General features: G+C 65.7%; 17 protein-coding genes, 1 pseudogene and 1 riboswitch. Of the genes and pseudogenes, 7 read left to right on the top strand and 11 right to left on the bottom strand.

The features are described 5' to 3' along the window. The first annotated feature begins 58 nt into the window (after nucleotides 1-58). Nucleotides 59-191, top strand: a riboswitch (yybP-ykoY riboswitch). A gap of 59 nt (nucleotides 192-250) precedes the next feature. The 4 genes from ACZ1JV_RS13435 (at nucleotide 251) to ACZ1JV_RS13420 (ending at nucleotide 2,926) form a co-directional block, all read left to right on the top strand. Beyond that, entirely contained in the window at nucleotides 251-826 is a 576-nt protein-coding gene (locus ACZ1JV_RS13435; protein ID WP_465151936.1) for a TMEM165/GDT1 family protein, read from the top strand. Nucleotides 827-1,110: 284 nt separating this feature from the next. Beyond that, nucleotides 1,111-1,512, top strand: a complete 402-nt coding sequence (locus ACZ1JV_RS13430) for a Rap1a/Tai family immunity protein (protein ID WP_465137615.1) — start codon at nucleotides 1,111-1,113, stop codon at nucleotides 1,510-1,512. A gap of 90 nt (nucleotides 1,513-1,602) precedes the next feature. Continuing rightward, on the top strand, nucleotides 1,603-2,472 hold the full coding sequence (locus ACZ1JV_RS13425) for an aldo/keto reductase family oxidoreductase (protein ID WP_465151935.1): 870 nt from the start codon (nucleotides 1,603-1,605) through the stop codon (nucleotides 2,470-2,472). Between the two features lie 52 nt (nucleotides 2,473-2,524). Continuing rightward, entirely contained in the window at nucleotides 2,525-2,926 is a 402-nt protein-coding gene (locus ACZ1JV_RS13420; protein ID WP_465151934.1) for a hypothetical protein, read from the top strand. A 3-nt stretch (nucleotides 2,927-2,929) separates the two neighbouring features. Here the strand turns inward: ACZ1JV_RS13420 and ACZ1JV_RS13415 are convergent, their stop codons facing one another. Further along, entirely contained in the window at nucleotides 2,930-3,328 is a 399-nt protein-coding gene (locus ACZ1JV_RS13415) for a nuclear transport factor 2 family protein (RefSeq protein WP_465137612.1), read from the bottom strand. A 242-nt stretch (nucleotides 3,329-3,570) separates the two neighbouring features. Continuing rightward, nucleotides 3,571-4,245, bottom strand: coding sequence for a response regulator transcription factor (locus ACZ1JV_RS13410; protein WP_465137611.1), 675 nt, complete (start codon nucleotides 4,243-4,245; stop codon nucleotides 3,571-3,573). Nucleotides 4,246-4,465: 220 nt separating this feature from the next. Here ACZ1JV_RS13410 and ACZ1JV_RS13405 point away from each other — a divergent pair, with 220 nt between their 5' ends. Continuing rightward, complete coding sequence (locus tag ACZ1JV_RS13405; RefSeq protein WP_465137610.1) at nucleotides 4,466-5,362, top strand: UDP-2,3-diacylglucosamine diphosphatase; 897 nt, start codon at nucleotides 4,466-4,468, stop codon at nucleotides 5,360-5,362. Further along, complete coding sequence (locus ACZ1JV_RS13400) at nucleotides 5,359-6,426, top strand: glycosyltransferase family 4 protein (RefSeq protein WP_465151933.1); 1,068 nt, start codon at nucleotides 5,359-5,361, stop codon at nucleotides 6,424-6,426. Before ACZ1JV_RS13405 ends, ACZ1JV_RS13400 begins: the two co-directional genes overlap by 4 nt. 146 nt (nucleotides 6,427-6,572) lie before the next feature. Here the strand turns inward: ACZ1JV_RS13400 and ACZ1JV_RS13395 are convergent, their stop codons facing one another. From ACZ1JV_RS13395 to ACZ1JV_RS13380, 4 genes are all read right to left on the bottom strand, one after another. After that, a complete protein-coding gene (locus ACZ1JV_RS13395) occupies nucleotides 6,573-7,367 on the bottom strand; it encodes an IclR family transcriptional regulator (protein ID WP_465151932.1) in 795 nt (264 codons plus the stop codon). Nucleotides 7,368-7,381: 14 nt separating this feature from the next. Further along, a complete protein-coding gene (locus ACZ1JV_RS13390) occupies nucleotides 7,382-8,389 on the bottom strand; it encodes an LLM class flavin-dependent oxidoreductase (RefSeq protein ID WP_465151931.1) in 1,008 nt (335 codons plus the stop codon). A 184-nt stretch (nucleotides 8,390-8,573) separates the two neighbouring features. Continuing rightward, entirely contained in the window at nucleotides 8,574-9,455 is an 882-nt protein-coding gene (locus tag ACZ1JV_RS13385) for a tyrosine-protein phosphatase (RefSeq protein WP_465151930.1), read from the bottom strand. Between the two features lie 24 nt (nucleotides 9,456-9,479). Continuing rightward, nucleotides 9,480-11,777 (bottom strand): TonB-dependent receptor, encoded by a 2,298-nt coding sequence (locus ACZ1JV_RS13380; protein ID WP_465151929.1) that lies wholly within the window; start codon nucleotides 11,775-11,777, stop codon nucleotides 9,480-9,482. A gap of 177 nt (nucleotides 11,778-11,954) precedes the next feature. On the opposite strand from ACZ1JV_RS13380, the gene ACZ1JV_RS13375 reads away from it, so the two are divergent. Further along, complete coding sequence (locus ACZ1JV_RS13375; protein WP_465152566.1) at nucleotides 11,955-13,160, top strand: TetR/AcrR family transcriptional regulator; 1,206 nt, start codon at nucleotides 11,955-11,957, stop codon at nucleotides 13,158-13,160. A gap of 88 nt (nucleotides 13,161-13,248) precedes the next feature. Here the strand turns inward: ACZ1JV_RS13375 and ssb are convergent, their stop codons facing one another. The 5 genes and pseudogenes from ssb to ACZ1JV_RS13350 all read right to left on the bottom strand — a co-directional run bounded on the left by ssb (nucleotide 13,249) and on the right by ACZ1JV_RS13350 (nucleotide 17,648). Beyond that, the gene (gene ssb / locus ACZ1JV_RS13370) at nucleotides 13,249-13,848 is read right to left on the bottom strand and encodes a single-stranded DNA-binding protein (RefSeq protein ID WP_465151928.1); all 600 of its coding nucleotides are present in this window, start codon (nucleotides 13,846-13,848) and stop codon (nucleotides 13,249-13,251) included. Between the two features lie 174 nt (nucleotides 13,849-14,022). Next, a complete protein-coding gene (gene feoB, locus ACZ1JV_RS13365; RefSeq protein WP_465151927.1) occupies nucleotides 14,023-15,867 on the bottom strand; it encodes a ferrous iron transporter B in 1,845 nt (614 codons plus the stop codon). Nucleotides 15,868-15,950: 83 nt separating this feature from the next. Then, nucleotides 15,951-16,187: pseudogene (locus tag ACZ1JV_RS13360) on the bottom strand (FeoA family protein); the annotation flags it as partial. 108 nt (nucleotides 16,188-16,295) lie between these two features. Next, nucleotides 16,296-16,976, bottom strand: a complete 681-nt coding sequence (locus ACZ1JV_RS13355; protein WP_465137600.1) for a COQ9 family protein — start codon at nucleotides 16,974-16,976, stop codon at nucleotides 16,296-16,298. Between the two features lie 30 nt (nucleotides 16,977-17,006). After that, nucleotides 17,007-17,648 (bottom strand): ankyrin repeat domain-containing protein, encoded by a 642-nt coding sequence (locus ACZ1JV_RS13350; protein ID WP_465151926.1) that lies wholly within the window; start codon nucleotides 17,646-17,648, stop codon nucleotides 17,007-17,009. Between the last annotated feature and the right edge of the window lie 105 nt (nucleotides 17,649-17,753).

Raw genomic sequence — 17,753 nt, 5'->3', positions numbered from 1 at the left:
GCGACCACGCAGCCGGGCTCTCTTTTTGTTTGCCGGGCCGGATGGCCTGCGGTATGGGCCGCGCGTCATCTGGGGAGTAGCCGCCCGCAACCCCTGCGGGATCCGTCGTCAACACACTTGGCCGAGAGGCCGTGGCGCACGGAAGGACGGAGCACCGTTCGGGCGAGACCAATGGCGTTGCAGCTCCGTCCGGCCGGGTGGGTTCTGCCACGCTATTGTCTTGTCTGTCGCCCGGCCCGGAGAATTCGCCTTGGAAGCCTTGCTTACATCGACTGCCGTGGTCGCCCTTGCCGAGATCGGCGACAAGACCCAGCTTCTCGCCATCGTCCTGGCCACCCGCTTCAAGCGCCCCTGGCCGATCGTCGGCGGCATCTTCGTGGCGACGCTGGCCAACCACTTCCTGGCTGCGCTGGTGGGCGAGCAGGCCTCCGCCTTCCTCAGCGGCCAGTGGTTCCGCTACCTGATCGCCTTCAGTTTCATCGCCATGGCCGCCTGGACGCTGATTCCGGACAAGTTCGACGATGACGATGCGCCCAAGCCCAGCCGCTTCGGCCCCTTCGTCGCCACCGCCATCGCCTTCTTCCTGGTGGAAATGGGCGACAAGACGCAGCTTGCCACCATCGCGCTGGGCGCCCGTTTCCAGAGCGTGCTGCCGGTCATGGCGGGCACCACCATCGGCATGATGATCGCCAACGTCCCGGCCGTGTTCCTGGGCGATGCGCTGATCAAGCGGGTGCCGCTGACCGTGGTGCGCACCGTGGCCGCGCTGCTGTTCCTCGTGATCGGCCTATGGCTGCTGGCCCAGACCGCCGGCTGGCTGGGCTGACGGCTGAAAACCACCGCAAGGTGACAGTTCGGTTGACACAGTTGACACGGTCCAGGGCAAAAACCGTCACCTTGCGCCGGAGTGTCACCTTGCACCGAATGCGTCACCTTGCGGGCTGATTGAGCGAATGGGATGGAACGTCCTGTCATCCCGCCAGATCTATTCCATCGGCACCGGGTAGGAAAACGCAGCCATCCGCCTTCGGCTCGGTTATTGACGCATCGCCCATTTGCCCCAAGTATTTACGGCGCGCTTTTGCGCCCGGGCTGGAGAGAGAGTCGCGCATGAATTCCGCAAAGCTGGCCTGCATCGCTGCCGCCGCGCCCTTGGCACTCCTGCCCGTCGCTGCCGACGCGGGGTTCTACACCGGCAACGATCTCTATGAGATCTGCACGGTGCAGAAGGGCGAGAAGGAGTATCTTGAGCGCTCCTACGAATGCATCGCCTACATCACCGGCGCGGTCGACGCCCTGAACACCACGCGCGAAGCCGCCAAGCTTAAAAGCTGCATCCCCTCCGGCGTGACGATCAGCCAGTTGAAGGACGTGACGGTCGGCTACCTGCGTGACAATCCGGAAACCCGCAACGATGCGGCCTCATCCCTCGTCTTCGCCGCAACCCGCAAGGCGTGGTCGTGCCCGCCCGCACCGGCAGCGCCGAAACCAGCGGTGAAGAAGAAGCGTTAAGGCTCAAATTACCCCGCGCCGAAAAGATCGGCGTACAGGCCACCCCCCGATAGGCCGATAGCGGCCGCTTGCCCGCCAAGGAGACCTGCCATGACCGCTCTAGCCCAAGCCGGTACGTTTCAGCTTGCCGACCGTATCGTCAATCGCATGGGCTATGGCGCGATGCAGCTTGCGGGCCCAGGCGTCTTCGGCCCACCCCGCGATCGCGAGGCTGCCCTCGCGGTGCTGCGCGCGGCCGTGGAAGCCGGGGTCAATCATATCGACACCAGCGATTTCTACGGCCCGCACGTGACCAACCAGATCATCCGCGAGGCGCTCCATCCCTATGCGGACGACCTCGTCATCGTCACCAAAGTGGGTGCCTTGCGCGGCGAGGACGGCTCCTGGCTGCCCGCGCAGAGCGCCGAGGATCTGACCCGTGCCGTGCATGACAACTTGCGCAATCTGGGTCTCGACCGCCTGGAAGTCGTCAACTTGCGCCTGATGGGCGACATTCACGCCCCCAGCGAAGGCTCGCTGGAACCGCAGTTCTCCGCCCTTGCCGAGTTGCGAGAGCAGGGTCTGATCCGTCATCTGGGCCTCAGCAATGTGACAGCAAGGCAAGTGGCGCAGGCGCAGGCCATCGCCCCGGTCGCCTGCGTGCAGAACCAGTACAATCTGGTTCACCGGCACGACGATGCGCTGGTCGATTCGCTCGCCGCGCAGGGCATCGCCTACGTTCCATTCTTCCCGCTGGGCGGTTTCAGCCCGATCCAATCGGATGCCTTGTCCGACATCGCGGCCGGTATCGGGGCCACGCCGATGCAGGTGGCCTTGGCCTGGCTGCTGGCGCGATCGCCCAACCTCCTGCTGATTCCGGGAACATCGAGCACCGCGCATCTGGCCGAAAACCTTGCCGCGGCGACGCTGGACCTGCCGCCCCCGGTCAAGGCCCGGCTGGACGCCATCGCCGGGGCCTAGGCCGCCACCCAACGCGGCTTGATTTCCCCAATTCCCGCACCATGTTACGGGCATGCAGCCCCATACTCGCGCGATGATCGCCGCCACCGCCTATGCCTTCATCACCGGCAGGAAAGTCGCCGGCGTCTTCGATCATTCTGCCGTGCGGGAACTGCTGATCGCAGCCGAAGCGCGGGAAAACCGGTTGAAGGGCTTCGACGGCAACCGTCAGGCGGAGTTCGGCGGCACGCTTCCCGATCTTTATGACGCCGGTGCCAAGGCGGTATTCTCGGTGGAGATCGAGGGCGCCGAAGTGCGCGGCTACGACCGGGGCTCGTCACACCACTACACGGCCAAAGTCACCGACCAGCTCGTGCAGGTCTATGACCACGGGCAAGGCGCATGGTTTGCCTTCGACATTCGCGACGAACAGACCGCCTTCGATTCGCGCGCCGGCGTCGACGCCAGCAACTGAAATTCAGGCAGCCACCTGCCTGACCAGCGCCGTGTCGGCGAACTGGACGAAAGACTGGATCTTGCCCTGATCGTTCAGCGTGATCAGGTCGAAAAGCTGGGTGTTCACCGGGTTCTTGCCTTCGGTGGCCACCGTCACTTTCCAGTGCGCGGCGATCTTGTCACCTTCGACCACGGCATCCAGAAGTTCCAGATCGCTGAATTGAAAGCGATCCATCAACTTGCCGATACCTTCCATACAGGAATCGGCAGCCAGACCCACGGAATGCAATAGAGCCGACTCACCCACGAATTCGAAACGGGCATCCTCCGCCCAATACTGTGCCACGTCTTCCTTGTTACCCGACACGCGGGCGGCGTAGACTTCCCGAACCGTTTGCAATGCAGCGTCGCGGTCAAGCATGTTCACCTCCAAAGGGCAGTGAGGAGGACCGGACCATACTGCAAAACCGCGCCGCACGCGACGGACATCGGCGGCGCTACCGCGCTTGGAGTCCGTTTGAAAAATGCCCGCAGGGGCATTTTTGAGGCGGCACCAGCCCTCTCCCCCACCCTACCACCCGCAGGATACTACCGATGGGTGGTAGGGTGGGGGAGAGGGCTGGTGCCGCAAAATTCGCATTTTGCGAATTTTCAAACGGTCTCTTACGCCGTGTCGAAAACGTACCCCAGCGATCGCACGGTACGCAGCGGATTGCCCGCGCCCACGCCCTTCAGCGCGCGGCGCAGGCGGCCGATCCACACGTCCACCGTGCGTTCGTCCACCGCCGGTTCCTGCTTGCCCAGCGCGGCGATCAGCTGCGTGCGGGTGAACACGCGGCCGGGATGTTCGATGAAATAGCGTAGCAGGCGCAGTTCGTTGGGCATCAGCGAGATCGGCTTGCCCTGCCAGCGTGCCTGGAATGCGGCGACGTCCACGGTTAATTCGCCCTGTGCCAGCACACGCAGCCCGGTCGCTTCCTGTTCGCCGATATTCGCGCCCAGCACCCGGTCCAGCAGCGCGGCGCGGGTCAGCGGGCCGACGATATAGTCGTCCGCGCCCATGCGCAGCGCGCGCTTGCGGTCTTCCTGGTTGTCTTCCTCAAGCACCATCGTCACGTGCGCATTCTGCGTCAGCGCGTCGGCGCGCAGGCGGCGGCACAGTTCCAGGCCGGACATTTCGGGCATCACCCAGTCGATGAAGATCCAGAGCGCGCCTTCGATCAGCGGAAGCTCGGCAAAGTCGCTCCAGCGGTGCAGCACGACGTCGAAATCGTCATGCCGGAAGGCGGCAATCCCTCCGGAAAGCTCGCTGGTGAGGAAGATGTCGATCCGCTGCATGGCCCCCTGACCCTGATAACCTGCGCGGCTACTTGCCGCCCCAGTGTGACGAACAGGTGACATATCGATGACATCGCGGGGTTTTGGTTCAAGAAATTGACTCGCGGATGGAATCGGCCCGGCCCGCTGCCGCCAGTGTCATCGAAGTGACCCGCAACCGTCACGGCCGCGCAACGCGACAATGCGAAATATGACAGGAGCAAAACGGGGGTTCGGACCGATGCGGAACGACATGCAGGCTCTTCTCGAACGCGCGACTGGCAGCGATATCGGCGGCAATATTCCGGCCTGGCTGGACTTGCCCGATCCCAAGGGCTTTCGCCCCAAACGCAAATACGAAACCGTGTGGATCTCCGACGTCCACCTGGGCACGCGCGGCTGCAATGCCGAAATGCTGGTCGATTTCCTGCGCTCCATCGAGTGCAAGACGCTCTATCTGGTGGGCGACATCGTCGACGGCTGGCGGCTTTCCAAGGGCTGGTACTGGCCGGACGCGCACAACGAAGTGATCCGCCGCATCCTGAAGATGGCGCATCGCGGCACCCGCGTGGTCTTCGTCGCCGGCAATCATGACGAGATGCTGCGCGATTACGCCGGCCTCACCTTCGGCGGCGTGGAACTGGTGCTGGAAGCGGTGCACGAAACCAAGGACGGCCGCCGCCTGCTGGTAACGCATGGCGACGCGTTCGACGGCGTGGTGCTCTACGCCAAGTGGCTCGCCTTCCTGGGCGACAAGGCCTACGGCGCGCTGCTGCGGGCAAACATCGTGTTCAACGCGGTGCGGCGCAAGCTGAAGATGCCGTACTGGTCGCTCTCGGCCTACATGAAGAAGAAGGTCAAGAACGCCGTCCAGTACGTCTGCAGCTACGAGGAAGCCGTGGCGAACGAGGCGATCTCGCGCGGGTTCGACGGCGTGGTCTGCGGCCACATCCACTGCGCGGAAATCCGCCAGTTCGGCGGCATCACCTACTATAACGACGGCGACTGGGTGGAAAGCTGCACCGCACTGGTGGAAGACGCGGCGGGCGACATCACTATCATCGACTGGATCGCCGAGACCGGCGGCCACACCGTCGGCGCGGATACGGCGGCCGCCATGGCAGAGGCCGCCGAGTGAAGCTTACTCTGGCGACCGACGCCTGGCTTCCCCAAGTCAACGGCGTCGTCCGTTCGCTCTCGGCCACGCTAGAGGAACTGACCCGGCGCGGCCATCAGGTGGATACGCTGACGCCGGACCAGTTCCTGACCGTGCCGATGCCCGGCTATGCCTCGATCCGCCTCGCCATGGCCCCCCGTTTCGGGGTGCGCCGGATGCTCGACCGGACCCGGCCGGAGATCGTCCACATCGCCACCGAAGGGCCGATCGGCTGGGCCGCGCGCGGCTGGTGCCTCGCTCGCGGCGTGCCGTTCACGTCCGCCTTCCACACGCGCTTTCCCGAATATGCCTCGGTGCGAACCGGGATCAGCGCCGAACGCTTCTGGCCGATCATGCAGCGCTTCCACGCGCCCAGTCAGGCCGTGCTGGTGTCCACCGCCAGCCTTTCCGAGGAACTGGCGGGGCGCAGCATCGGCCATACGCGGCGCTGGAGCCGGGGCATCGATCATGGCCTGTTCCGTCCCGAAGGCCCGCGCCATCCGGCGATGGCGGCGCTGCCGGGCCCGGTGCTGCTGAACGTCGGCCGCGTCGCGCCCGAAAAGAACCTTGAGGCGTTCCTCGATGCCGATGTGCCCGGCAGCAAGGTGGTGGTGGGAGACGGCCCGGCGTTGGAAACGCTGAAGCGACGCTATCCGCAAGTGCTGTTCCTCGGCGCGCTGGGCGGCGAGGAACTGGCCAGCGCCTATCGCGCGGCGGATTGCTTCGTGTTTCCCAGCCTCACCGATACGTTCGGCCTCGTCGTGATCGAGGCGCTGGCCTGCGGCACGCCGGTGGCGGCGTTCCCGGTCACCGGCCCGGTCGACATTCTGGGCCGCGACGGATGCGGGGTGGAAGATCGCCTGCGGCATCCGGCGGGGGCGGTGGACGACGATCTGGCCGTGGCGATCCGCACCGCCCTGCGCATCGAACGCGCGGATGCAGCGGCGCTTGGTGCGCTGTTCTCGTGGGAACGGGCGACCGACCAGTTCCTCGCGGCATTGACCGCCGCTCTGGAAGGCGATCGCGGGCTGCTCAGCGCGGCGTAAGGCCTGTCCTCCCCGGCACGGGGAGGGGGACCGCCCGAAAGGGTGGTGGAGGGGAGTCTCGGCCTGCCGCGACATTGCTTGAGGACGCCAGCCCCCTCCGTCAGCCCTGCGGGCCGCCACCTCCCCTTGCAGGGGAGGATAGTCCGTTATCGGAACCCCAGACTGCGCGAAATCAGTGCCGCTTCCGCCACCACCAGCTCCGCCAGTTCCGCCAGCCGATCCCGAGCCCGAGCAGTCGGCGCCGCAATCACCAGCGCGCCGACGACCTGCCCCGCCGCATCGCGGATCACCGCCGCCGTGCCGGTAACGCCCTCGGCGGCCTGATCGACGGTCTGCGCATAGCCCTGCTCGCGCGCGGCCTCGATCTCTGCCCGCAGCCCGGCCCGGTCAACCAGCGTGGTCGGCGCAAGGCGCTGGGCGTTGAGGCGCTTCAGATAGCTGTCCACCGCCTCGGCCGAGCATGTCGCCAGCAGTGCCCGGCCGCCTGCCGTGGCGTAGAACGGCCGGCGATCTCCGATCGAGACCAGATAGCGCACCACATGCGCGCTCTCCACCAGATCGACGTAGGTCATGCTCTCGCCCTGCGTGTCACCCACGCCCAGCAACACCGTCTCGCCGCTGGCTGCGCTGAGGCGGCGCATGCCGTCGCGGATCAGGTCCGAACTCTGGAGCCGCCGCCGCGCCTCGGTCAGCGCGCTGCCCAGCCCGAAGGCACCGGGGCCGAGCCGCCACGCACCGTCCGTGCCGATCACGAAGCCCTCGTCCGCCAGCCCGCGCAGCAATGCCGCAAGGCTGCTCTTCGGCGTGGCAAGGCGGCGACTGAGATCCGCCAGCGAAACCGGCTCGCTGCTGGCGCACAGCACCTCCAGCAGCCGGATCACCCGCGTTACCGACTGCGGCGAGGCCGCCCGCCGTTCACTGATCTGCGCACCCTGCTCCAAGCTCTGGTCCTGCCCTACCGAAACGCGGGAATGACTTCGTCCGCGAAAACCTTGGCATAGGCAAGGAAACGCTCGGCCGGAAGCCCGGGCGGCTTCATCATCGTCACATGCTCTATCGGCGCCTTGTCCCGCAGGCGCCGGAAATGGTCGATCGCCTCGTCCGGGGTGAGAATGCGCAGCGCGCCGCTGGCCTTGAAGGTATCGAGATCCATCGCCTTCATCGCCGGATCGTCGATGCCGATCGCGCTGTCCTCCGCCATCCACGCCGCATAGGAATTGCTGACATGGAGGAAGTGGGGTGCCAGTTCCTCCATTGCCGCCGCCTTGTCATGCGCGACCACCAGCATCAGTTCCTGAATCCAGACTTTCGCCGCCGCCGGATCCTTGCCCTGTTCCTCCAGCTTTTGCCGGTAGAGCGGCCAGACCTCCGTATTGCCGAAATAGCCATCGCCATACCGGGCCACGCGCTCCATCGCCTTGGGCGCGAATCCGCCGATATAGAGCGGCACCTGCCCCCGGCTCGACAATGCCGAAACCCGCGCACCTTCCAGCCGGAAATGATCGCCCGCGAAATCGACCGTCTCGCCGGCCCAGAGCCGCCGCACCACGTCCAGAAACTCGTCGAAGCGCGCACCGCGCTTGCGGAAATCCAGCCCGTGCGCCGCATATTCCCGCGCGCGATAGCCAATGGCGAGCCCCATCCGCAGCCGCCCGCCAGACAGTGCATCCAGCACCGCACAATCTTCCGCAAAGCGCAGCGGCTCATAGAGCGGCGCCAGCGCGATGCCCGATCCGATCGCCATCCGCTTCGTGCGCGCGGCGATCGCCGCCAGCATGACCATGGGCGAGGTCATGTAGCCGTCCTCTGCCAGATGGTGCTCGGGCACCCAGGCGCCATCGAAGCCCAAGGCCTCGGTCTCGGCAATCACATCCAGCACTTCGGCCTGCAGCGCCTCGGGCGACTGCCGCCAAGGCGCCGGATTGCGCATGTCGTAAAGATAGCCGAAGCCCAATTCGCCCACTGCCTGCCTCTCCTTCCCGGTTCAGCGAAACCCTAACCGGGCGAGGGCAGGCGGCATACCGGGCGACGAGGCGCCGGGGCGATCATATCGTTCTGGTGGCTTGATCCCGGACGGGTTGCCGCGGGGGTGTGCCCCCTGCCCCCCATTGCCATCCGTCGTCGACCCCCGCCCGGAAATACTCCCCTCAGTCGAGGTACATCGCGCGCAGCTTTACGATCTGCGCCTGATCCATGCCCATTTCGGTCTTGAAGTAGCCCATCGCGCCGCCCGGATAGGCGTCCAGCTTGTTCAGCGCCGCCTCGATGTAACTGCGATCGGCGCGCATGAAGGCGCCCTGCACGGCCTGCGGCAGCGACAGGAAAGCCTGGCCGGTGGCGGCGTTCGGGCTGGTCTTCGCCTTGGCCATCGCGGCCGGCAGGTAGGTGTTGGTCAGCAGGTAGTCCTGGATTACCGTCTCACGCGGAACGCCCAGCGCGGTCAGCAACAGCGCCGCCGAAACGCCGGTGCGGTCCTTGCCGGCCGAGCAGTTGAACGCCAGCGGTGCGTTGCCGGCGAGCAGCTGCGCGAACATGCGCTTGAACTGCGGCGCGAAAGTCTTGAGCATCATCGGATAGCTGGTGGCCATCATCGCGGTCGCCTGTTCCGGGGTGATCTTGCCCAGATCCTTCGGCATCAGGCCGATCGCCATGCCGTCGTAATCGTCGGCAAAGACGCTGGGGCCGGTGCCGGCGGCCCAGGGCATCGGTTCCGCCTTGCGCTCGTTCTTGTCGCGATAGTCGCACACGGTCTTCAGGCCCAGCTTGTTCAGGTAGGCCAGGTCAGCGGCGGTCAAGTCCACCATCGAGCCCGAGCGGAACAGCAGCCCCCACTTCGTCGTGTGGCCGTCAGCGGTGCGATAGCCGCCAAGGTCTCGGAAATTGCGGCCGCCTTCCAGCGGCAGCAGGCGCTGGTGCGCGGGCGCCGCAACCGCAGCGGGTGCCTCGTTCGCCGCTTGCGCGGCGAAGAAGGCGGGGGTGGACAGCGCGACGACGACACCGCCGAGCATGGCGATCTGACGGAACTTCATGTTTTTATCCTTTGTCCGGGCCGATCAGAACTTGACGGTGGCCGAGCCGCCGAACGTGCGCGGATCGTTGAAGATGCCGTAGTAGCCGAGCGACGATCCGCCGTTCGCCTTCACGAAAGTATAGGCTTCGTTGAACAAGTTGCGGGCCCAGACCGAGAGTTCCAGCTTGGCGCCGGTGGCGGGCATGGCGATATCGGCCAGCGCGATGCGGCCGTTGACGATGAAGGACGAACCGGTCTTGGTCGGATCGCTGGCCATCGAATACTGGCTGCCGGCGTAGTTCCCGTCGATGTGGAAGCGCAGGGTGGCGTCGGCCACCGGCAGTTCGTAATCGATCGCACCGCTGGCGGCATGGCCGGGCGTGTAGACCGTGTAGACCTGCACCAGCGCGTTGTTCTGGAACGGGTTCGGCGCGGGCGGCAGGTGCACGTCGGTATAGGCGTAGGATCCGGTCAGCGTCAGGCCCTGCAGCGGGGTGACGGTCAGATCGGCCTCGATGCCCTTGATGCGGCCGTTACCATCGGCGTTCGTGGTTTCCAGCGTGGTGCGCGTGGTGTTCAGGACCGGCGCGATGAAGTCGATCTGCATGTCCTTGTAGGCGGACGTATAGGCGGCCACGTTGAAGCGGGCATGGTTGTCGAAGAATTCGGTCTTGGCGCCGATTTCGAAGGTCGAGACCGATTCCGGATTGAACTTGCGGTAGGTGAGCGAACGGCTGTTGGCGCCGCCCGCCTTGTAGCCGGTGCTCCACTTGCCATAGACGTGGACGTCGTGCGTCACGTCGACCGCAAGGTTCACCATCGGGTCGAACCGGTTCCACGAGGCATCCAGCGTGTAATCGGTGGAAACGCCGTTCACCTTGTCCAACCCGCCGGTCTTGGCGTCATGCGTAAAGCGGCCGCCGGCGGTGAGGTGGACGATCTCGTTCAGCATCTCGGGCGTCCAGGTGGCCTGGCCGAACACGCCGATGCTCTCGGTCTTGGCGTGGCTGGCGCGGTCCGGGAACGGGATCGACGACGTGGGCGTGGCAAGAATGGTGTAGCTGGTGCCGTCCGCGTTCCACTTGTTGGTGTACGGCGTCCAGGCGTTGTCGTTCACCTTCTCGTGATAATAGAAGCCGCCGACGACGAAGTTCACCTGCTTCATCGTGCCGATCAACTGGACTTCCTGGCTGTACTGCTTCTGCCACGTGTCGGCGAGGCTGAAGCGGCTGAAGTTGGTGTTGTTGCTGTAGCCCGGGATGAACACGCCCAGATTGCTGGAGCCGTTATCGTTCTGGGTCTGGCTCAGCTGGCGGTACGAAGTGATCGACTTCACTTCCAGTTCGGGCGCGACGTTCCAGTCCAGCGTCAGCAGGTGGCCGTGCGTCTTGCCGACGGCCCAGGGCTGCGGCACGCCGATATTGGCGGTCTTGGCGCGGTCGTCCTGCATCTGCAGCAGCGGGCCGGTGGTCTTGGTCAGCAGCTGGAGGTAGTAGGGCGTGCTCTCATCGCGCGAGATGTCGAACGAATAGAGCGCGCTGAAGTTGCTGCTCGGCTGCCACAGCACGCCGGCGTGGAAGCCCTTCTTGTTGTAGGCATTGAAGTCGTGCTGACCGGCCAGCGGGTTGTCCACGGTGCCGTCACGCGTGGTGATCAACCCGTCCAACTTGACCGAGATGTTGGCGAAGCTGGGCAGGTCCAGGTGCACGCTGGCTTCGCGCGAACCGTAGTTGCCAAGGCCGACGCTGGCGCTGCCGCCGAATTCGCCGCTGGGCTTCTTGGTCACGATGCTGATCGCGCCGCCTTCGGTGTTGCGGCCGAACAACGTGCCCTGCGGGCCCTTCAGCACTTCGATGCGCTCGACGTCATAGAGCGCCGAGCCCAGGCCCTGTGCGCGGCCCATGAACACGCCGTCGATATAGACGCCCACGCCTTGGTCGCGGGCGGGCTGGTTGGCATCGCCCAGGGTGCCGACGCCGCGCATGCCCACCGTGAGGGCTGAACTGCGCGAGAACATCGGCGCAATGCGCAGCGAGGGGATCGAACCGTCGCCCAGCGATTCCAGGCTGACGACGTGGCGGTTGGCAAGGTCCTGAGCGCCGACGACCGAGATCGAGATCGGCGTGGACTGCAGGTTGGTCTCGCGCTTCTGGGCGGTCACGACGATATCGGTCAGGCCCGAACCGCCGTCGGCAGCGCCGTCCGCAACGGGATCGGCGGCGGCAGCAGGTTCAGCGGCGACGGGCTCGGCGGCATGCGCAACACCGGCGACAGTAAGCGCGACAAGCGCAGTGCCGGCAAGCGCGGCGGTACGGACGGAATCGGCGATACGAACGAACATGGGCAACCCCTGTGATGTCTTCGGGGCGCCGACTAAAACGCTTGTATGGCATGCTTGTTACGTTTGTATGGAAGTTCAAAGACAGTGTGATCGTCGTAATTGTCATAACTCCGTCGTCCATGGCATGCTAAGCCCCAGGCAACATGGCGGGGATGCAGGAACAGGTCTTTTGGCGTGATGGATGCAAATTTTCAGGACTTTTCTACGCAGGAGCGTTTAATCGGAACGGTCCTGGACCTTTGGGCGACGCAGGGGCATGCGGCGATTTCCGCGCGCCTGCTCAGCCGCATGACCGGCGTGCCGACATCCAGCATCTATCATCACTTCGGATCGATGGAACACTTGTTCCATTCCGCGCAAACCCATGCCCTGGAAGTGGCGCAGACATGGTGCGCCGATCGGCTGGCCGATCTGGTCGACTGGCCCGAGGATGACGGCGCCGCCGCCCTTGCGCCGGTTCTGGCCACGCTGATCGATGACTGGGCCACAGGGGCCCGCACGCTAGCCTTCGCATGGGCACAGTGCCATCTGCTGGCGCTGCGCGATCCCACGTATGTCTCCGCGCTGGACGGCTGGCGCGACTTGTGGAGCGGGTTCTGGCGTGCGGTCTGCACCCGCGCCGGGCTGGGCCAGTTCGCGCAGGCCACGGCCCATGTCTTCGACGGCACCGTGCCGCTGCACCTGATCCGTTGGCGCCGATCGATAGACCGTGCCGCGCTGGACGATCTGTGCCGGGGCTGGAGCCGCTGGCTGGACGGCGATCTGGCCGGCGAAGGTTTATGGCGGCGCCTTGCCCACGGCATCGCGCTGGGCGCCGAACCGCCGCGCCAGAGCCGCAACAATATCGTCGACGCCATCGCCCATGCCGCTGCCGGGGTGGTGGAGGATGGCGGGATCGCCGCCCTCACCCACCGCGCCGTCGCCGCGCGCGCCGGGGTAACGCTGGGCGTCGTCTCCTACAACGTGCGAACCAGCGCCGAGCTGGCCGAACTGGCGTTCGAGACGATCTACCGCAACATTACCGCGCCCTCGCGCGATTCCGCCCGGCCGGTGCCGGGGCTGGATGAGGCGCTGGTCGCGCTGCGCGATTTCCCTTCGCAGCCCAGTGCCATGGTGGCGATGGAGGAGCTGACGCTGGCCGTGGCGCGCGATCCGGCGCTGGCCGCCTTCGGGCCGCAGTTGCGCTATCTGCGCGGGCGGACCAGCGGGCTGCATCTGGCCGCCCTGCTGGGGCCGGACGTGCCGCTCTCCCCGCTCGACACCGCGATCTACTCAAGCCTCGTCAGCGGGCAGCGGCGCGCATTGATCGGGCGCGATCCGGCCGAGATCCGCGCCAGCCTGGAAGAGACCGACCGCGTGGTTGCCGGACTGCGACGCAGCTAGAGCGGTTTCCGATCCGCAAAACGATCCGGACAGCAAAAAGGCAGCGTTTCCGCTGCCTTCGTGCTTTCGGTATGTTCGAACCGGCCGATCAGAACGGGATATCGTCGTCCAGATCGTCGCCGAAGCCGCCGCCCGAGGACGAGGGCGTGCGGCCCCATTCGTCGCCGCCGCCCGAGGACGAACCACCCGACGATCCGCCCGAACGGCCCCAGTCGCCGCCGCCCGACGCGCCACCGCCCGAACGGCCACCGCCGCTGAAGCCGCCGCCCGAGGAACCGCCTTCGTTCCAGCCACCGCCGGAACCGCCACGGGCTCCGCCGCCGCCACCGCCGCCCTGCGCGCCGTCGAGCATCGTCAGCACGCCGCCGACGCCGCCGACCGAGACTTCGGTGGTGTAGCGGTCGTTACCGTTCTGGTCCTGCCACTTGCGCGTGCGCAGCTGGCCTTCGATGTAGATCTTCGAACCCTTGCGCAGGAACCGTTCGACCACGCCGACCAGACCTTCGCTCTGGATCACGACCGAGTGCCACTCGGTGCGTTCCTTGCGCTCGCCCGTGGCGCGGTCCTTCCAGTTTTCCGAGGTCGCGATGCGCAGGTTTGCGATGCGGCCGCCGTTCTGGAACGACTTCACCTCGGGATCGGCACCCAGGTTGCCGATCAGAATGACCTTGTTGACACTGCCTGCCATGATGGAATCGCTTTCTTCTGAATCTTGGCGAATGGGGTAGCGAATGGGGGCCGGCGATGCCAGTTGAAGTTCCGTGGATTTCCCCAGCGCGCTGCTCATACTTCGACAGGCTCAGCATGGGCGGGAAAGGAAAGCTTCGCATCCCGGTCATCCTGAGCTTGTCGAAGGGCTTGGCTACAACCCCGCGCTCACCGCGATCCAATACGTCGCGCCCGCCGCGATGTAGGCAAGGCCGAACAGGTAGGCGAGCATGAAGATCGGCCACTTCCAGCCGTTGGTCTCACGCCGGGTCACGGCGATGGTGGACATGCACTGCGGCGCGAAGACGAACCATGCCAGGAACGCCAGCGCCATCGGCAGGGTCCAGCGGCCCTTCAGACGGTCACCCAGTTCGACGGACTGCCGATCCTCATCATCGCCGGCGTCCACTGCATAAGTCGTCGCCAGCGAGGAGACGGCCACTTCGCGCGCGGCCATGGCCGGGATGAGCGCCAGCGCCATGTCGCGGTTGAAGCCGATCGGTTCCACCACCACGGCCAGGCCATTGGCGATCTTGCCGGCGATCGAGGCATCGACCTGGCTCTCGCCCGGCTTGGCCTGCGGGAAGTTCAGCAGGACCCACAGTACCACGGTGACGGTGAAAATGATCGTGCCGGCGCGGCGCAGGAAGATCCACGCGCGCTGCCACAGGCCGATCGCCATGTCCTTCAGCCGGGGCATCTGGTATTTCGGCAGCTCCATGATGAAGCCCGAGGCCGCGCCCTTGGTCACCGAATGGCGCAGCACCAGCGCCACGACCATGGCGCCGACGATGCCCGCGACATAGAGCGCGAAGAGCACGAGGCCCTGCAGATGCACGCCCCAGCCGATGTCGTTGTTGGGGATGAAGGCGCCGATGATCACGGCATAGACCGGCAGGCGGGCCGAACAGGTCATCATCGGCGCGATCAGGATCGTGGTCAGCCGGTCCTTGGGATCGGTGATCGAGCGCGTGGCCATGATGCCGGGAATGGCGCAGGCGAAGCTGGAGAGCAGCGGGATGAAGCTGCGGCCCGAAAGCCCGACGAACGACATCAGCCGGTCCATCAGGAAGGCCGCGCGGGCCATGTAGCCGGAGGCTTCCAGCGCCAGGATGAAGGCGAAGAGGATGACGATCTGCGGCAGGAACACGATCACCGCGCCGACGCCGGAGATCACACCGTCAGTCAGCAGACCGCGCAGCAGGCTGGGCGCCATCGCCCCCTTCACGGTATCGTGCAGGTACCCGGCGCTGGCATCCAGCGCATCGGCGAAAGGCGCCGCCCAGGCGAAGACCGCCTGGAACATCACGAAGAACACGCCCATCATGATCAGGAAGCCGAGCCAGGGGTGCAGCAGCACCTTGTCCAGCCGCGCATGCAGGCGGTGTCGCTTCGATTCGGACAGGATCGCCGCATCGGCCATGGCATGGGCGGCGACGCGGCGCTCGGTCGGCCCCAGTGCGGTCAGCCCCGGCCCCGGATGACGGGTTTCGGCAGAGGCGATGGCTTCGGCCAGCTCGACAAGCCCGCGCCGGCGCACGGCGACAGTGGAGATCACCCGCACGCCCAGTTCTTCCTCCAGCACCGCGGGATCGAGCACCAGCCCGTCCCGCTCGGCAAGATCGACCATGTTGAGCGCGACGACGGTGGGCTTGCCCAGCGCCAGCACTTCCTGCGCGAAGACCAAGTGCTGTTCGAGGTTGGAAGCATCCAGCACCACCACCAGAACGTCCGGCGCGGCCTCTCCTGTAAAGTGGCCGGCGATGACCTTGGCGGTCACTTCCTCGTCCGGGCTGGTCGCGTCCAGGCTGTAGGCGCCCGGAAGGTCGGTCATTTCCACGGGCTCGCCCGTCGGCAGCACCATGCGGCCTGACTTGCGCTCCACGGTGACGCCCGGATAGTTCGCGATCTTCTGGCGTGCGCCGGTCAGCGCGTTGAACAACGCGCTCTTGCCCGCATTGGGATTGCCGACGAGGGCGACTTTACGCTGGCGGCTCATGCGGCGATCCCCGGATTACCAGAGTTTTCGGCACGCTTTTCGTCGTCCTTCTCGGCCGACTCGCCCTTCACCCCGCCGTTCTCGATCACTTCTACATGCATGGCCGAGGCATGGGCGCGGCGCACGGCCACGGTCATGCGGCCTATGGCGATGGCGATAGGATCGCGCCCCACGAAAACGCCGCGATGCGCGACCGAGACTCGCGCCCCTTCCTCAAGGCCGAGCGCGCGCAACCGGCGCGCTTCTTCTTCCACGAGGGCATTCCAGTCCACGGAAACAATGCGCGCAGACTGGCCGATAGGGAGCTTGTCGAGAGTCATGAGGGCTGCGCTGCCAGATATGACCATCGATTGCAACTGGTTCGCAATAGCCCGGCGATTCCCGTAAGATAACGAAGGCGTTTACCGTGCAAAGCCGCAGGGAGCGGCTTATCTTGCCGGATAGCGCAGGCGGCCCATCAGGCGAACGAGGCTGATCCGCTCATCACGCGGGCGGAACAGCTGCGCCTTGGTCTTTTCGAACCGCATGATCCCTTCGATCCGGCGATCGAGAAAGGCGCGAGTCTCTGCCTTGGGGCCGGTCGCATCCTCGCTGGTATCGGCCGCGAAGACCTTCAGCGTGGCGGCGTAGATCGCCCCCAGAGTGGCACGCTTGGTATAGTGGTTGTAATCGGTCGCGGTATCGCCGGCCAAGCGCCACATGGCATCGGCGCTGCGCCAGCCCAGCCGGGTGGCGGCCAGCACATTGCGCGGCATCGCCATCACGGCGAGCGCGCGGCTCAGCGCTTCCTCGCGCCCGGCCACGGCATCGAGGCGGGCCATGACAAGGCGGCGAATTCGTTCGCGGATCGGCAGGCCGGCCAGCGAGGATGCCGGCGTGGTGCGGGCCATTTCGGCGTCGACATGGGCGATCCACGCCTCGATCATCGCCATCTGGGCGCTGTGCGCGGAATCGGCGCGGAAGGCATAGCTGGCAAGCTCCGGGTCGACGCCGGCAAGGCGCGCGGCTTCGGCCACGGCCTTGGGACTCCACCCGTCGAACGCCGCCGCCTCCGCGATGGCGGGGGCAAGCTGGCGACGCAGCGCTTCCAGCGTCTGGGGCTCTTCCATATCCATACCTTTCCGCAGCCGCTTCCTGCCTTACAGCACCGGACCGTAGACGGCCTTGGCCTTGCCGCCCTTCACGCCGTAAGTCTCCACGGTCTGTGCCAGCTGGCTACCCTTGCCACCTTCGGTATTGGCATAGTCGCGCGCGCTGCGGCCGGAATTGTCCGCCCGGTCGGCATTGGCGCCGGCCTGAAGCAGCGCCTTCACCATATCGATATCCTTGCGGTGCACCGCGAAGATCAGCGGGGTTTCGCCGGCATCGTTGGAAACGTCGGTATTGGCCTTGGCGTCCAGCAGGATCAGCAGGCCGTCGCGCCAGCCCAGGCTGACCGCCATCTGCAGCGGTGTGCGGCCGTGATCGTCGGCCAGATTGACGTTGGCGCCCTTGCCGATCAGGAAGTTCAGCCAGGTGGCATCGCGGCGCTGGGTAACGATCATCAGCGCGGTTTCACCAGTCGTCACGTCCTTCGCGTTGACGATCTGGCTGTTGTCCATCAGCTGCTTCTCGACCTTGTCGCCTTCCTTCTTCTTCACCGATTCGAGGAACTTGTAGCCTTCGGAATAGTCGGCATAGGCGGGTGACGCGATCGTCATGCCGGCCGCCAGTGCGGCCAGACCCGACGCGAGGATCCGGCGCGAAAACCTGCTGGCGTTCCCGGAGATCGTCTTCGACACGTTTGAATTTCCTTCCAGACGCTGATCGTCATTACTGGGCCTTCGGCGCCATCCGGGCGGCCCGTCCGTCTCCGACGCCTGCCCCGATGCGCCGTGTAAATCGCA

The organism is Novosphingobium sp. BL-S-19, assembly GCF_055521675.1.
The sequence above is the reverse complement of the archived record's forward strand: the minus strand, read 5'-3'. Positions and strand labels throughout refer to the sequence as shown.

What these genes read in the sequence shown, in the direction of transcription:
- feoB (WP_465151927.1), bottom strand. Translation starts at nt 15,867, where the DNA reads ATGAGCCGCCAGCGTAAAGTCGCCCTCGTCGGCAATCCCAATGCGGGC.
- ACZ1JV_RS13355 (WP_465137600.1), bottom strand. Translation starts at nt 16,976, where the DNA reads ATGGAAGAGCCCCAGACGCTGGAAGCGCTGCGTCGCCAGCTTGCCCCC.
- ssb (WP_465151928.1), bottom strand. Translation starts at nt 13,848, where the DNA reads ATGGCAGGCAGTGTCAACAAGGTCATTCTGATCGGCAACCTGGGTGCC.
- ACZ1JV_RS13420 (WP_465151934.1), top strand. Translation starts at nt 2,525, where the DNA reads ATGCAGCCCCATACTCGCGCGATGATCGCCGCCACCGCCTATGCCTTC.
- ACZ1JV_RS13425 (WP_465151935.1), top strand. Translation starts at nt 1,603, where the DNA reads ATGACCGCTCTAGCCCAAGCCGGTACGTTTCAGCTTGCCGACCGTATC.
- ACZ1JV_RS13380 (WP_465151929.1), bottom strand. Translation starts at nt 11,777, where the DNA reads ATGTTCGTTCGTATCGCCGATTCCGTCCGTACCGCCGCGCTTGCCGGC.
- ACZ1JV_RS13415 (WP_465137612.1), bottom strand. Translation starts at nt 3,328, where the DNA reads ATGCTTGACCGCGACGCTGCATTGCAAACGGTTCGGGAAGTCTACGCC.
- ACZ1JV_RS13430 (WP_465137615.1), top strand. Translation starts at nt 1,111, where the DNA reads ATGAATTCCGCAAAGCTGGCCTGCATCGCTGCCGCCGCGCCCTTGGCA.
- ACZ1JV_RS13405 (WP_465137610.1), top strand. Translation starts at nt 4,466, where the DNA reads ATGCGGAACGACATGCAGGCTCTTCTCGAACGCGCGACTGGCAGCGAT.
- ACZ1JV_RS13385 (WP_465151930.1), bottom strand. Translation starts at nt 9,455, where the DNA reads ATGAAGTTCCGTCAGATCGCCATGCTCGGCGGTGTCGTCGTCGCGCTG.
- ACZ1JV_RS13375 (WP_465152566.1), top strand. Translation starts at nt 11,955, where the DNA reads ATGGATGCAAATTTTCAGGACTTTTCTACGCAGGAGCGTTTAATCGGA.
- ACZ1JV_RS13410 (WP_465137611.1), bottom strand. Translation starts at nt 4,245, where the DNA reads ATGCAGCGGATCGACATCTTCCTCACCAGCGAGCTTTCCGGAGGGATT.